A 13,854-nucleotide genomic window follows, 5' to 3' on the forward strand; every position below is an offset into this window, starting at 1 on the left:
CCCGCTCTTCAATCCCGGCCCTTGCCGACCAGCAGCCGCTCCAGCCCATAGACGCGGTCGAGCACCAGCATGGCGGCGACCGTCACGAAGATCAGCGCCGCCGACACCGCGGCGACCAGCGGGTCGATGTTGTCCTGGATGTAGAGGAACAGGCGCACCGGCAGGGTGGTGGTCTCCGGCGAGGCGATGAAGACGGTCATCGTCACCTCGTCGAAGCTGTTGATGAAGGCAAGCACCCAGCCGCTGGCGACGCCCGGCAGGATCAAGGGCAGCGTCACCCGGCGGAAGCAGGTCCAGGACGAGGCGCCGAGCGAGGATGCCGCGTTCTCCACCGCGCGGTCCATGCCGGTCGAGGCCGCCAGGATCAGCCGCAGGGCGAAGGGCAGGATGATGATGACGTGGCTCAGCACCAGCCCGACGAAGGTGCCGCCCAGCCCGATCATGGTGAAGAAGCGCAGGAAGGCGATGCCGAGCACGATGTGCGGCACCATCAGCGGCGACAGGAACAGCGCCTGGATCGCCTCGCGCCCGAAGAACTGGTGGCGCGCGATGGCGAGCGCCGCCGGCACCGCCACCAGGATCGCCAGGGTGGAGGACACCGCCCCCAGCAGCAGGCTGTCCTTGAAGGCGCGGATGAATTCCGGGTTGTCGCCGATGGCGCGGAACCAGCGCAGCGACAGCCCGTTGGTCGGCAGCGACAGATAGCCTTCCGAGGTGAAGGCCACCGCGCAGACGATCAGGATCGGCGCCAGCAGGAAACCCAGGAACAGGACATGGAAGATCAGGGCGACCGGACCGTTGCGGTTCATTCGAACACCTGTTTGTAGCGACGTTCGACCAGCCGGTTGCAGCCGACGATGATGACGACGTTGGCGATCAGCAGCAGCACCGCCACCGTGGCGCCCAGCGGCCAGTTCAGCGTGTTCAGGAACTCGTCATAGGCCAGCGTCGCCGCCACCTTCAGCCGCCGCCCGCCGATGATCGCCGGGGTGGCGAAGGCGCTGGCCGCCAGCGCGAAGACGATGATCGAGCCGGACAGGATGCCGGGAACGATCTGCGGCAGCACCACGCGGCGCATCACCGTCAGCGGCCCGGCGCCCAGCGACAAAGCGGCATTCTCCACCTGGGGATCCAGCCGTTGCAGCGACGCCCAGACCGACAGCACCATGAAGGGCACCAGCACATGGGTCAGCGCGATGACCACGCCGGTCTCGGTGTACATGAACTCGATCGGCGTCGCGATCAGACCAAGCGCCATCAGCCCCTGGTTGACCAGCCCGGTCGAACCGAACAGCAGCGCCCAGCCCAGCGTGCGCGAGACCACCGAGATCAGCAGCGGCCCCAGCACGATCAGCAGGCACAGGCCGCGCCAGGGCGACTTCATCCGGCGCAGGATATAGGCCTCCGGCGCGCCAAAAACCGCGCAGAGGATCGTCACCACCGCGGCGATGCGGAAGGTGCGCAGGAAAACCTCGTGGAAATAATCGTCGGCGACGATGTCGGCGTAGTTGCCGAGCTGCCAGACATTCTCGATGCCGCCGTAGAAGCTGAAGCTGTTCAGCGACAACAGGAAGGTCATGACCAGCGGCACCAGCAGCAGCACCGCGAACAATGCCAGGCCGGGAGCGCTCAGCAGATAGGGCACCAGGGGCCAGCGCCGCCGCCGGGGGCCCGCCGGCGGCTGGGTAGCGGCCATTTGGGGATCGCCGGAAGCCGCCATGCTCATGCTGCCTCCCGGGCGGCGGAGGCCGCCTCCGGATCGGCGGGCATCACCGCCATGTCGTCCGCCCGCCAGCCGACCATGACCCGGTCGCGTTCGGCCGGCAGGGGCGAGCCGTCATGCTGGCGGATCACCATCATGCGGCCGGCCGCAGTCTCGATCTCGAACAGCCATTGGGTGCCCTGGAAGACGCGGGCGAGCACGGTGCCGCCGAGGCCGCCCTCGCCGACGAAGCCGACCTTCTCCGGCCGGACGGCGAGCGCCCCCGGACCGGGCGGCACCGGCTGCGACACCGGCCAGACGCTGTCGGCGATGGTGATGACCGTGCCGGCCGCCCCACTGCCGACCATGCCGGGCAGCAGGTTGGTTCGACCGAGGAAATTGGCGACGAAGGCGTTGGCCGGACGGTCGTAGGCCTCCTGCGGGGTGGCGACCTGCTGGATGCGGCCCTTGTTCAAGACGACGACGCGGTCGGACAGCGCCATCGCCTCCGACTGGTCGTGGGTGACCAGGATCATGGTGGTGCCGACGGTGCGCTGGATGCGGCGCAGCTCGATCTGCATCTCCTCGCGCATCTTGGCGTCCAGGTTCGACAGCGGTTCGTCCAGCAGCAGCAGGCTCGGCTTGATCACCAGCGCACGGGCCAGCGCCACGCGCTGCTGCTGGCCGCCCGACATGCGGCGGGGATGGCGGTCGCCATATTGTTCCAGCCCGACCAGCTTCAGCGCATCGGCGACCATGCGGTCGCGGTCGGCCCGGCCGACCTTGCGCATCTCCAACCCGAAGCCGACATTCTCCGCCGCGGTCATGTGCGGGAACAGCGCATAGCTCTGGAACACGATGCCGAGCCCGCGCTCGTTCGGCTTCTTGGCCAGCAGATCCTGGCCGTCCAGCGTCACCCGCCCGCCATCGGCGTCGAGAAAGCCGGCGATCATCTGCAAGGTGGTGGTCTTGCCGCAGCCCGACGGCCCCAGCAGCGAAACCAGTTCGCCCTTCTCCACCGTCAGCGAGACATGATCGACCGCCGTCCAGGTGCCGAAACGCTTGGTCAGTTGGTCGAGAACCAGATAAGCCATACCGTCGTTCCCCTCTCCCTTTTCAGGGGCCGCCCGCTCCCCACCATGGGGGAGCGGGCGGCATCAGCCGATCAGCGCTCGATCTCGCGGGTCCAGCGCTTGTTCCACACTTCGCGGTTCTTGTTGATGGTGTCCCAGTCCACCACCAGCAGCTTGCCGACCTGCTCCGGGCCATAGGGAATGCCGGCCTGTTTCTCGACGGGCAGCTCCACCGTCTTGTTCACCGGGCCGAAGCCGGCGCTGACGGCCAGCGCGGTCTGCGCCTCGGCACCGAGCATGTGCTGGATGAACTTCTGCGCCTCGGCCGCATTCTTGCTGCCGGCGATCTGGCAGGCGGCGGAGCCGAGCACGATGCCGCCTTCCTTGGGATAGACGAAGGTGGCGGGGAAGCCGGTGTCGGCCAACGCCTTGGCCCGGCCCGAACCCCAGACCGCGATCACCGCCTGGTTGCTCTGGAACAGCTCGGTCATCTTGCCGGGCGACGGCTCGTAGGCCAGCACGTTCGGGTTGATCTTGTCCTTGAATTCCTTGAAGCCCGGATCGATGTTGGTCTCGCCGCCGCCGTTCAGGCGGGCCATCATCACCAGCGCGTGCAGGCCGTAGCTGTTGTTGATCGGCGGGATCGCAAGCTTCTTCTTGAAGCGCGGATCCTCGATGTCCTTCCAGGAGGTCGGAGCCGGGATCTTGTTCTCGTCGAAATACGCCTTGTTGTAGAGGATACCGGTGCCGACCGCACCGAAGTTGATCGCCTTGCCCGACGGCATCTTCGCCAGATCGTAGAGCTGGTCGTAGACAGGCGCCTTCTCCAGGTCGGCGCAGAAGTTCAGCGCCACCGCCTGGTACATCGGCCCGTCGTCGAGAATGACGACATCGATCTGCTGGTTGCCCTTCTGGGCCTGCAGCTTGGCGAGATTGTCGGTGGAGTTGCCGGCCACATACTCGACCTTCACCCCGTTCGCCTTCTCGAAGGCCGGGATGATTTCCTTGCGCATGGTCTGCTCGAAGGAACCGCCATAGGCAGCGACGTAGAGCGTCTTTTCCTGGGCCGCCGCCGTCTGGACCGCGGCCATGCCGCACCACAGGGCTGCCGTCGCCATCAACCCGCACATCACGGAGCGCATCGTCATTCTCCTCTCCACTTGTCCCTGTTCATGGTCCTGAGCTTCATTGAGCCTGATCTTCGGTCCATGCCGCCGGGCAGGTCCGGATCGCCGCTTTGACCGTCCGCCGCCTTGCCGTCCGCCATCGCGGCGGGCCGTTTGTCCGGGAAGGTCGTGGTCAGGACATGGAGCAGGGTGATGGTGCAGTCACATAACCGTCAAATCGAATTCCCGCCATCATTCATCCGAAAATGTTATAATTCCGTGCTCCGAACCACTTGCAAGCCGTTCCGGCCTTCGCCGGCCGGTCCTCCCAGGCTGTCGCGGAAGCGTGTCGTCTCCTCCAGGAAGCCGGCCAGGAAATCCTCGGCGATCATCGACAGCGGCACCTGGGCGGAGCGCAGGATGGCGATGTCGAAACCGATGCGGGGCGCGAACGGACGAACGACCAGCCCATGCGGGACATAGTCCTGGGCGGTGAAGGGATCGACGATCGACATGCCATGGCCGGCTGCCACCATGGCGCAGGCGTTCATGGTCAGCTGGGTCTCGACCCGCATCACCCGCCTCACGTCATGATCGGCGAAGATGGTGTCGATGCGATAGCGCAACAGCGTCGGCGGGGTGGTCGAGATGAAGCTCTCGCCTTCGAAATCCTTTGGCCCCAGCACATCCTTGGCCGCCAGCGGATGGCCGGGCGGCAGGATGGCGACGGCGGGAAGCCCGTGGATCTTCTCGGTCAGCACCGCGGCATGCTCGATGGGCGTATGGGCGAATCCCAGCTCGCACTGGCCGGTCGCCACCCAGTCCAGGATGATGGGCGAGGTGCTGCCGCGCAGCGCGATGTCGACCCGTGGCCGTTCGGTCAGGAAGCGCGCGACATAGCGCGGCAGGAACCCGACGCCCAGCGCCGGCATCGCCGCCACCCGCAGGGTTCCGCTGCGCCGGGAGGTCAGGTCGCGCGCCGTCTGCTCGATCAGGTCCAGCCCGACGAAGGCACGGTCGACCACCTGATAGAGCGAGATCGCCTCGCTGGTCGGGGCGATGCGGGGACCGCGCCGCTCGAACAGCGTCAGCTTCAGCGCATATTGCAGGTCGCTGATCAGGCGGCTGACCGCCGGCTGCGAAATGTTCAGCAACTCCGCCGCCGCGGTGATGCCGCCGGTCAGCATGACGGCACGGAAGGCTTCGATCTGGCGCGGATTGATCATGCCGCCCGTCCCATGCCTGCAACGGCAACATAACATTTGGTCATGAAAGGCCCCTTCAAACTGATTTGACAGTTATAGGTTGGCTGCCGATGCTGTCGCAAGGATCGAAGAGCGGCCACGCGTCGCCGGGCAGCATTCTGCGGCGCCCAGCCAAAGAAAGCCATGCGGACCGCAAGCCTTCATACGGGAGTCCGGGGTGCGATGCCGGACCGTCCCGGCATTTGGAAAAGACCACGCGCTGCATTGCCAGGCATTCGGCACCGCCTGCGGGAGCCGGACAAGGAGATGCGCGCCTCACGAAAACGGCGGCGGCCGGTGCGCAAGGGACATTGCGGGAAACCGGCCGCGGGAGTGGAGACGATGACTGAGCCCAGTCGGGGCGGAGAGTATGACGTCGCCGTGATCGGCGGCGGGCTGGTCGGGTCGGCGCTGGCCTGGGGTCTCGCCCGGTCGGGCCGGAAGGTCGCGATGCTGGACGAGGGCGATATCGCCGTGCGGCCGTCGCGCGGCAACTTCGCCCTGGTCTGGGTGCAGGGCAAGGGGCTGGGGATGCCGGAATATGCCGGCTGGACCAAGCAGTCCTCCGACCTGTGGGGCGGCTTCGCCGACCTGCTGCGCGAGCAGACCGGCATCGACGTCGCCTTCCGGCGGTCCGGCGGTTTCATGCCGATGCTGTCGGAAGAGGATCTGCAGGCCCGCGCCAACACCCTGATGCGGCTGCACAACCAGCCCGACATGATCCGCTACCCCTACGAGGTGATGGACCGCGAGACGCTGCGCAAGGAACTGCCCTTCATCGGACCCGACGTGGTCGGCGGCACCTATTGCCCGCTCGACGGCCATTGCAACTCGCTGCGGCTGCTGCGGACGCTGCACAAGGGCATCGGCATGCTGGGCGTGGCATATCTCCCGAACCATCGGGTGGAGCGCATCGACCACCGCGACGGCGGCTTCCGCATGGCGACCGCCGGCGGAGAAATCCGCGCCGGCAAGGTGGTGCTGGCCGCCGGCCACGACAGCTTGCGGCTGGCGCCGATGGTCGGGCTGTCGGCCCCCGTCCGCCCGCAGCGCGGCCATGTCATCGTGACCGAGAAGACCGCCCCCTTCCTGCACCATCCCACGGGCTATGTCCGCCAGACCGACGAGGGCGGGGTGATGATCGGCGACAGCTTCGAGGAGGCCGGCCTAGACACGACGTTGCAACCAGGCGTGTCGTCCGCCATCGCAGAGCGCGCCATCCGCTTCTTCCCGCTGCTGGGCAAGCTGAACGTGGTGCGGAGCTGGGCGGCGCTGCGCGTCCTGACGCCGGACGGCTTCCCGATCTACGAGGAATCGGCGACGGCGCCCGGCGCCTTCGTCGTGACCTGCCACAGCGGCGTGACCCTCGCCGCCAACCATGCGCTGACGCTGGCGCCGCTGATCGCGGCCGGCGACCTCGGCGACCGCTTTGCGCCCTTCAGCGCCCGGAGGTTCCATGTTTCGCAGGCTGCCTGAGATCGAGACCGCCGCCAAGACCGCTGCTGAAACGGTCGCCTTCACCATCGACGGCCGAGCCGCCAGCGCCCGGACTGGCGACAGCGTCGCCGCCGCCCTGCTGGCCAACGGCGTCGTCACCTGCCGCAACACCCCGGTCAGCGGCGCGGCGCGCGGCCCCTACTGCATGATGGGCGTGTGCTTCGACTGCCTCGTCACCATCGACGGCACCGGCAACCGCCAGGGCTGCCAGGTGCGGGTATCCCCCGGCATGGCGGTCGAGACCCAGAACGGCAAGCGCGAGGTTGAGCGATGAGCGCCCAGGGCAAACGGTTCGACTTCGACATCGCCGTGATCGGCGCCGGCCCGGCCGGTCTGGCCGCGGCGGCGCTGGCGGCGTCCAAGGGCGCGTCGGTGGTGCTGCTGGACGAACAGGCGGAACCCGGAGGCCAGATCTACCGCGCCGTCACCGAGACGCCTGTCCGCGACCGCAAGATTCTGGGACCGGACTATTGGCATGGGGCGGAGCTGCTGGGGCCGCTGCGCGACAGCGGCGCCACCCATTGGCCGGGCACCACCGTGTGGAGCGTCGCCCGCCCGCGGGAAGACGCCGCCGACGGACAGCGCCGCATCCAGATCGGCCTGTCGCGCAACGGCGCCGCGGCGATGCTGACGGTGCGCCATGTCATCATGGCGACCGGCGCGCTGGAACGTCCCTTCCCGATCCCCGGCTGGACTCTGCCGGGCGTGCTGGGGGCCGGCGCGGCGCAGGTTCTGCTGAAGACCTCCGGCCTCGTGCCGTCGGGCGCCACGGTGATGGCGGGCAGCGGACCGCTGCTGTGGCTGCTGGCCTGGCAATATCTCCAGGCCGGCGCGCGGATCGACGCGATCCTCGACACCACGCCCAAGGAGAACTGGCGCGCCGCCCTGCCGCTGCTGCCGGGATTCCTGCGCTCCCCCTATCTCGGCAAGGGCATGAAGCTGATGCTGGAAGTTCGGCGCAAGCTGACCGTCATCGGCAACGTCACCGCCCTGCGCGCAGAGGGAGATGGCGCGCTGAAGAGCGTCACCTACACCCGCAACGGAACCGAACACCGGTTGCCGGCCGACACGCTGCTGCTGCACCAGGGCGTGATCCCGAACCTGAACCTCGCCAACGCCACCGGCTGCGCCCAGCGCTGGGACGAGGTGCAGCGCTGCTGGCGGCCGACCACCGACGAGTGGGGCGCCACCTCGGTCGAGGGCGTGTCGTTGGCCGGCGACGGTGCCGGCATCGGCGGCGCCCGCGCGGCGGAAGAGGCCGGACGGTTGGCGGCGCTTGATGCGCTGCACCGGCTTGGCCGCATCGACCGGGCCCGGCGCGACGAGGAGGCCGCGCCCTTCCGCGCCGCGCTGGACCGCACGCTGACCGGACGCAAGTTCCTGGATGTCCTCTACAGCCCGGCGCGAGCCTTCCGGGCGCCGGCCGACGACACCATCGTCTGCCGCTGCGAGGAGATCACCGCCGGCGCGGTGCGCGAGGCGGTGCGGCTCGGCTGCTCCGGCCCCAATCAGGCCAAGAGCTTCCTGCGCTGCGGCATGGGACCGTGCCAGGGCCGGCTGTGCGGCCCGACGGTGACGGAGGTCATCGCGGCAGAGCGCGGCGTCTCCCCGGCCGAGGTCGGCTACTACCGGCTGCGGCCGCCTGTCAAGCCGATCACGCTTGCCGAGTTGGCCGCCCTGCCGAAGACCGACGCCGACATCGACGCCGTCTTCAAGCATTGACGGAAGGCGCCCGATGACCGCGATCGCCTCCCCCCGCCCGACCTTGCCCCAACCGTCCATCCAGCGTCCCGACGTCATCGTCATCGGCGGCGGCCTGCATGGCTGCTCGGCCGCCCTGCATCTGTCGATGCGCGGCGTCCGGGTGCTGGTGCTGGAAAAGGACCATGTCGGCCGCCACGCCTCCGGCGTCAATGCGGGCGGCGTGCGCCAGCTCGGCCGCCATGTGGCGGAGGTGCCGCTGTCCGTCGCCTCCATGGCGCTGTGGCACCACATCGGCGAGCTGGTGGACGACGATTGCGGCTTCGAGAGCCACGGGCAGGTCAAGGTGGCGGAGAGCGGGGCGGAGCTGGCGATGCTGGAGGCCCGCGTCGCGGAACTGCAAGCGCTGGGATTCACCCACGAGGAGGTGGTCGGCCGGGACGAGCTGCGGGCGCTGGTCCCCGCCATCGCCGATCATTGCGTCGGCGCGCTGGTCTCGCGCGGCGACGGGGCGGCGATCCCCTTCCGCACCACCTTCGCCTTCCGGCGCAAGGCGATCTCGCTCGGCGCCCGCTTCCAGGAGGGCGGGGCCGTGACCCGGCTGGTCCGCCAGGGCGGTCTGTGGAGCGTGGAGACCGGCGATGGCGGCAGGTTCGAGGCGCCGGTGGTGGTGAACTGCGCCGGCGCCTGGGCCGACCGCGTCGCCGCCCAGGTGGGGGAACCGGTCCCGCTGGAGGTCATCGCCCCGATGCTGATGATCACCGCCCGCGTGCCGCCCTTCATCAAGCCGGTGGTGGGCGCGACCGGCCGCACCCTGTCCTTCAAGCAGTTCCCCAACGGCACCGTGCTGATCGGCGGCGGGCTGCTCGGCCGGGCGGAGCGGGACGAGAACCGGACCGAGCTGGACTTCTCGCAGGTGACGGTGAATGCCCGCACGGTGTGGGATTTGTTCCCGGCCATTCGCGGCGCCACCATCGTCCGCGCCTGGGCTGGGATCGAGGCGCGGATGCCCGACCAGATCCCGGTCATCGGCCCCAGCGGGACGGAACCGGACCTCTACCACGCCTTCGGCTTCTCGGCGCACGGCTTCCAGCTCGGCCCGATCGTCGGCAGGATCACCGCCGACCTGATCACCGGGGGCGCCACCGACCTGCCCATCGCCCCCTTCCGCATCGGCCGCTTCGCCGACTGACCCCCACATCATCGGAGCTTCCCCCGTGACGATCCAGCGCTTCCACCTGACTCCCCGTCTCTGCGACATGGTCATCCACAAGGACACCGTCTATTTGGCAGGCCAGATCGTCGATGACGGCTCCACCACCGTTGAGGCTCAGACCCGCGACGTACTGCGCCAGATCGACGCCCTGCTGGCCGAAGCCGGGACGAGCAAGAGCAACATCCTGACCGCCACCGTCTATCTGGCCGATATCGCCACCTTCGCCGAGATGAACGCCGCCTGGGACGCCTGGGTCGACAAGGCCAACCCGCCGGCCCGCGCGACGGTGGAGGCCCGGCTGGCCGACCCGTCGATCCTGGTCGAGATCGTCGTCGTCGCCGGCCGCTGACCCTTCCCACCTGCCATTATTCCCGGAGCCTGCCATGAAGCGCCTCCTCACGGGCGTTGCCGCCCTTCTGTTGCTTGTGTCCGGCGGTGTCGCCTCGGCGCAGGAGATCCGCATCGCCACCGAAGGCGCCTACCCGCCCTTCAACTTCACCCAGCCCGACGGCAAGGTCGCCGGGCTCGAGGTCGATCTCGCCAACGCGCTGTGCGAGCGGATGAAGCGCCACTGCACCATCGTGGCGCAGGACTGGGACGGCATCATCCCCGGACTGCTGGCGAAGAAGTACGACGCCATCATGGCAACGATGAACATCACGCCGGAACGGGCGAAGGCCATCGGCTTCTCCACCCCCTACATGGTGGTTCCGGCCTATTTCGTGGCGCCGGCCAAGTCCGCCATCGACGGCTCGCCGGCCAGCCTGCACGGCAAGACCATCGGCGCCCAGGTCTCCACCACCCATTCCCGCTATGTCGAGAAGCATCTCGGCGGCGACGCCACGCTGAAGACCTACGACACCGCCTCCAATCTGCTGGCCGACCTGAAGGCCGGGCGGGTGGACGCCGCCATCACCACCGGTGCCACCGCGTCCGACTGGGTCAAGGGCGACGGTGGCAAGTCGATCAAGCTGGTCGGCCAGCCGGTGATCGACCCCGAGGTGTTCGGCCCCGGCATCGGCGTCGGCCTGCGCAAGGAGGACACCGCGCTGAAACAGTCCTTCGACGAGGCCATCCGCGCGGTCGTGCAGGACGGAACGCTGGCAGGCATCGCCGCCCGCTACGTCGATTTCTCCATCACCCCGTGACCCCTTTCAAAAACCAGGAGCATTTTCCAGTGATCAAGCGCATCGAGAAGACCAAGATCATGCACCGCGTCGTCGTCAACAACGGCACGGCCTATCTCGGCGGCATCATCGCCGACGACGTCGGCGTCGGCATGGGCGGCCAGGTCACGCAGATCTGCGGCAAGCTCGACCAGGTGCTGGCGATGGCCGGCAGCGACAAGACCAAGCTGCTGTCCGCCCAGCTGTTCATCACCGACATGAGTCTGAAGGACGAGATGAACGAGGCGTGGCTTGCCTGGCTCGACGGCAACGACCTGCCGGCCCGCGCCACCATCGGCGTCGCCGACCTCGGCAAGCCGGAGATCAAGATCGAGGTGGTGGTCACCGCCGCCGTCTGATCGGACGCCATCCGGCTGGAGTCTTCCGACGGACCATGCGACGCCCCGTGCCCGACGCGCGGGGCGTCACTGTTTGTGTTACTATTTTGGGGCCGGGCGCAGCAACGCGATCAGCAGCAGTCCGCCCACGATGAACCAGCCGATCACGACGAAGCCGTCGATGTAGGCCAGCACATAGGCCTGCTTGCGCACCGCCGCCGACATCAGCGACAACGCCCGCTGCGTCGCCTCCTCGGTCCCGGTCGAACGGGCGGCGACCCGCGCCATGGTGCCGGCCAGCCGGCCGACGGTGTCGGCGTCTCCCGCCACCACGTCGGACACCAGCCGGAAGCTGTGGAACTGCTCGCGCACGCGGACGAAGGTCTGCATGAAGGCCGCGCCCAGTTCGCCGCCCAGCAGCCGGGCGGTCTGCACCAGCGCGCCCAGCGCCAGGATGTGGGCCTGGGACAGGTTCTTGATGTTGAAGTAGATCAGCGACGTCATGGCGAAGGACTGGCCGAAGGCCTGGAGCATCTGCGAGGGCAGGAAATCTGCGCCGACCCAGTCGGCCGTCAGCTGCGACGCGAGCCAGCAGGCGATCCCCACCGCCGCGAAGCCGACCGCCATCAGCACGCGCGGATCGGCATGGCGCAGCAGCGTGCCGACCAGCGGCGCCAGCAGGAATTGCGGCAGCGCGATCAGCAGCAGCGTGTCCCCCACCTCCAGCGCCCGGTAATTGTTCACCGTGATCAGGTATTGCGGGACGAGGAAGGCGGTCGACAGCATGACCAGCCGCAGCAGCACCAGCAGCAGGCACAGAAGCGGGATGTTGCCGCGGAACAGCACGCCGAAGGTGATCCAGGGCTTCGGACAGGTCAGTTCCTGCATGACGAAGGCGGCGACCAGCAACCCACCCCCCAGCAGCAGGCCGGTGACGAGGCCGGAGTTCAGCCAGTCCAGCCGGTTGCCCTGGTCGAGCGCTGCGTAGAGCATGGCGAAGCCGGCGCTGGCATAGAGGATGCCCCACCAGTCCGCGCCCTTCATCAGGTCGCGGCGTACCGGCTCGGCCGGCATGCCGAAATGGATGCAAAGCGCCATCAGCGGCGCCAGCAGCGCCGTGTCCCAGAACAGCCAGCGCCAGTCGAGATTTTCGATGACCCAGCCTTCGATGGAGGCGGAGAAGTTCAGCGACAGCTCGACATTCATCGCGTAGACGGCGATGCCGTAGACCAGATAGCGCGGCGGCAGGTTGCGGACGATGAAGCCGATGGTCAACGGGATGAAGGTGCCCGACGACAGCCCGGCCAGCACCTGGAAGGTAAGCACACCGGTCAGCGTTCCGGTCAGCGGCAGCGCCAGCGTCGCCAGTCCGTAGGTGACCGAGGAGACCAGCAGCACCCGCCGCGGCCCGAACACCACGCCAAGGAAGGCGGCGGCCGGCGCCACCAGCATCTGCGCCACCGTGTAGGCGGTGGGGATCCATGCCCCCTCGTCGAAGCCGGCACCGATGGCGCCGCGGATGTCGGCCAGCCCGAAGCTGGTGATGCGTGCGGTCAGGGTGGAGATCAGCGCTCCCAGCAGCACGCCCAGCAGCCCGATCACCGGATGATGGGTGAGGACCGGTGCGGCCTCCCGGCCGGCGCCCGGCAACAAAAGCCGCCCAGCCGCCCGTCCGGCGATGTCCGCGCTCACCGCACGGTCTCCCCGGCCGTTCCCTCGGTGTCGATGGTGACGACGACCGACATGCCCGGGCGCAGCCGGTCCCGCAACGGATTGGGGTCGTCGAGGACGATCTTCACCGGGATGCGCTGGACGATCTTGGTGAAGTTGCCGGTCGCGTTGTCCGGAGGCAGCAGGGCGAACTGGCTGCCGCTGGCCGGCGATTGGGCGGCGACCCGCCCGCCGAGCGGAGTGTCGGGAAAGCTGTCGACCCGGATCGTCGCCGGCTGGCCGGCCCGGATGCGGGTCATCTGGGTTTCCTTGTAATTGGCGATCACCCACACCGCCGGCAGCGGCACCAGCGTGATGATCTGGCTGCCCTGCCCGACATACTGGCCGGGGCGGACCTGCCGCAGGCCGACCATCCCGTCGGCGGGGGCGCGGATCGTCGTGCGGTCCAGCGTGATGCGGGCAAGGTCGAGGTCTGCCTGCCGCTGCAGTCGGGTGGCCTGGGCCTGACGGACCTGCACATCGATGCCGTCGAACGCCGCCTTCTGCTGATCGACCAGCGCCTGCCCGGCTTCCAGCGCCGCCTGGGCGCGGCGGGACGTCGCCTGGGCCTGCTGCAGCGCCTGCAGCGTGCCGGCCAATCCCTGTTCGGACAGTGAATGCTGGCGCGACTCCTCCAGCCGCGCCCGCCATGCGTCGGCCTCCAGCCCGTGGACATTGGCCTCGGCTTGATCGACCAGGGCACGCTGGATGCGTTTCTGGATGTCGAACTGGGCGATCGCCGCATCGGCCGCCGCCAGCGCCGCCTCCGCCTGCTCCACCCGGGCACGGTAATCGTCGTCGACGATGATCGCCACCGGGTCGCCGATCCTCACCCGCTGGAAATCCCCCACCGGCATGTCGCGGACGATGCCCGACACCTGGAACGACAGCGGCGTGATGTCGGACTGGAGATAGGCGTCATTGGTGCTCTGCCGCGTCGCCGACCCGATCCAGCGGTCCCAGCGCGTCGCGAAGGCCGCCACCAGCACCGCCGCCAGCCCCAGCACCGCCAGACGGACCAGCCACGGGCTCCAGGCGACCGGCGGAGGCGCGGCAGGAGGAGGCGCGGCGGCGTCTGTCATGCGTGACACTCCAAGGAGC

Annotated in this window: 14 protein-coding genes; 7 read left to right on the top strand and 7 right to left on the bottom strand. The window is 68.6% G+C overall.

Going from position 1 to position 13,854, the window contains the following annotated elements; translation table 11 throughout:
• Nucleotides 1-8 precede the first annotated feature (8 nt).
• The 5 genes from AL072_RS27320 to AL072_RS27340 all read right to left on the bottom strand — a co-directional run bounded on the left by AL072_RS27320 (nt 9) and on the right by AL072_RS27340 (nt 5,107).
• Nucleotides 9-809: an ABC transporter permease gene (locus AL072_RS27320; protein WP_045585581.1), complete on the bottom strand. Its 801-nt coding sequence runs from the start codon at nt 807-809 to the stop codon at nt 9-11.
• Nucleotides 806-1,726, bottom strand: coding sequence for an ABC transporter permease (locus tag AL072_RS27325; protein ID WP_082109359.1), 921 nt, complete (start codon nt 1,724-1,726; stop codon nt 806-808). Before AL072_RS27325 ends, AL072_RS27320 begins: the two co-directional genes overlap by 4 nt.
• A complete protein-coding gene (locus tag AL072_RS27330; protein ID WP_045585582.1) occupies nt 1,723-2,796 on the bottom strand; it encodes an ABC transporter ATP-binding protein in 1,074 nt (357 codons plus the stop codon). The genes AL072_RS27325 and AL072_RS27330 overlap by 4 nt, the downstream gene beginning before the upstream one ends.
• A 71-nt stretch (nt 2,797-2,867) precedes the next feature.
• Nucleotides 2,868-3,923, bottom strand: a complete 1,056-nt coding sequence (locus AL072_RS27335; protein WP_245637016.1) for an ABC transporter substrate-binding protein — start codon at nt 3,921-3,923, stop codon at nt 2,868-2,870.
• Between the two features lie 227 nt (nt 3,924-4,150).
• Nucleotides 4,151-5,107, bottom strand: a complete 957-nt coding sequence (locus tag AL072_RS27340; RefSeq protein WP_045585583.1) for a LysR family transcriptional regulator — start codon at nt 5,105-5,107, stop codon at nt 4,151-4,153.
• Between the two features lie 360 nt (nt 5,108-5,467).
• Between AL072_RS27340 and AL072_RS27345 the strand changes: the two genes are divergently transcribed.
• The 7 genes from AL072_RS27345 to AL072_RS27375 are packed head-to-tail and all read left to right on the top strand — an operon-like array spanning nt 5,468 to nt 11,064.
• Nucleotides 5,468-6,601 (top strand): NAD(P)/FAD-dependent oxidoreductase, encoded by a 1,134-nt coding sequence (locus AL072_RS27345; RefSeq protein ID WP_045585918.1) that lies wholly within the window; start codon nt 5,468-5,470, stop codon nt 6,599-6,601.
• Nucleotides 6,582-6,896, top strand: a complete 315-nt coding sequence (locus AL072_RS27350; RefSeq protein WP_200909932.1) for a (2Fe-2S)-binding protein — start codon at nt 6,582-6,584, stop codon at nt 6,894-6,896. Before AL072_RS27345 ends, AL072_RS27350 begins: the two co-directional genes overlap by 20 nt.
• A complete protein-coding gene (locus tag AL072_RS27355; RefSeq protein ID WP_045585584.1) occupies nt 6,893-8,344 on the top strand; it encodes an FAD/NAD(P)-dependent oxidoreductase in 1,452 nt (483 codons plus the stop codon). The genes AL072_RS27350 and AL072_RS27355 overlap by 4 nt, the downstream gene beginning before the upstream one ends.
• Nucleotides 8,345-8,357: 13 nt before the next feature.
• On the top strand, nt 8,358-9,515 hold the full coding sequence (locus tag AL072_RS27360) for an NAD(P)/FAD-dependent oxidoreductase (protein ID WP_045585585.1): 1,158 nt from the start codon (nt 8,358-8,360) through the stop codon (nt 9,513-9,515).
• Between the two features lie 25 nt (nt 9,516-9,540).
• Complete coding sequence (locus AL072_RS27365) at nt 9,541-9,888, top strand: RidA family protein (RefSeq protein WP_045585586.1); 348 nt, start codon at nt 9,541-9,543, stop codon at nt 9,886-9,888.
• Nucleotides 9,889-9,922: 34 nt separating this feature from the next.
• Nucleotides 9,923-10,687, top strand: coding sequence for a transporter substrate-binding domain-containing protein (locus AL072_RS27370; protein WP_045585587.1), 765 nt, complete (start codon nt 9,923-9,925; stop codon nt 10,685-10,687).
• A gap of 29 nt (nt 10,688-10,716) precedes the next feature.
• Nucleotides 10,717-11,064, top strand: a complete 348-nt coding sequence (locus AL072_RS27375; RefSeq protein ID WP_045585588.1) for a RidA family protein — start codon at nt 10,717-10,719, stop codon at nt 11,062-11,064.
• Between the two features lie 81 nt (nt 11,065-11,145).
• Here AL072_RS27375 and AL072_RS27380 read toward each other — a convergent pair whose 3' ends face one another.
• Nucleotides 11,146-12,735 carry an MFS transporter gene (locus AL072_RS27380; RefSeq protein WP_060721752.1) on the bottom strand — a complete coding sequence of 530 codons (1,590 nt, stop codon included), beginning with the start codon at nt 12,733-12,735 and terminating at the stop codon, nt 11,146-11,148.
• On the bottom strand, nt 12,732-13,835 hold the full coding sequence (locus AL072_RS27385; RefSeq protein WP_045585589.1) for an HlyD family secretion protein: 1,104 nt from the start codon (nt 13,833-13,835) through the stop codon (nt 12,732-12,734). The genes AL072_RS27380 and AL072_RS27385 overlap by 4 nt, the downstream gene beginning before the upstream one ends.
• Between the last annotated feature and the right edge of the window lie 19 nt (nt 13,836-13,854).

Origin of the sequence: Azospirillum thiophilum (assembly GCF_001305595.1) — a bacterium.
Classification (GTDB): Bacteria; Pseudomonadota; Alphaproteobacteria; order Azospirillales; family Azospirillaceae; genus Azospirillum; species Azospirillum thiophilum.

Excerpts from the sequence above, each read along its gene's own strand:
- AL072_RS27340 (WP_045585583.1), bottom strand. The coding sequence starts at position 5,107 with ATGATCAATCCGCGCCAGATCGAAGCCTTCCGTGCCGTCATGCTGACC.
- AL072_RS27350 (WP_200909932.1), top strand. The coding sequence starts at position 6,582 with ATGTTTCGCAGGCTGCCTGAGATCGAGACCGCCGCCAAGACCGCTGCT.
- AL072_RS27345 (WP_045585918.1), top strand. The coding sequence starts at position 5,468 with ATGACTGAGCCCAGTCGGGGCGGAGAGTATGACGTCGCCGTGATCGGC.
- AL072_RS27320 (WP_045585581.1), bottom strand. The coding sequence starts at position 809 with ATGAACCGCAACGGTCCGGTCGCCCTGATCTTCCATGTCCTGTTCCTG.
- AL072_RS27330 (WP_045585582.1), bottom strand. The coding sequence starts at position 2,796 with ATGGCTTATCTGGTTCTCGACCAACTGACCAAGCGTTTCGGCACCTGG.
- AL072_RS27355 (WP_045585584.1), top strand. The coding sequence starts at position 6,893 with ATGAGCGCCCAGGGCAAACGGTTCGACTTCGACATCGCCGTGATCGGC.
- AL072_RS27325 (WP_082109359.1), bottom strand. The coding sequence starts at position 1,726 with ATGAGCATGGCGGCTTCCGGCGATCCCCAAATGGCCGCTACCCAGCCG.
- AL072_RS27370 (WP_045585587.1), top strand. The coding sequence starts at position 9,923 with ATGAAGCGCCTCCTCACGGGCGTTGCCGCCCTTCTGTTGCTTGTGTCC.
- AL072_RS27335 (WP_245637016.1), bottom strand. The coding sequence starts at position 3,923 with ATGACGATGCGCTCCGTGATGTGCGGGTTGATGGCGACGGCAGCCCTG.
- AL072_RS27360 (WP_045585585.1), top strand. The coding sequence starts at position 8,358 with ATGACCGCGATCGCCTCCCCCCGCCCGACCTTGCCCCAACCGTCCATC.
- AL072_RS27385 (WP_045585589.1), bottom strand. The coding sequence starts at position 13,835 with ATGACAGACGCCGCCGCGCCTCCTCCTGCCGCGCCTCCGCCGGTCGCC.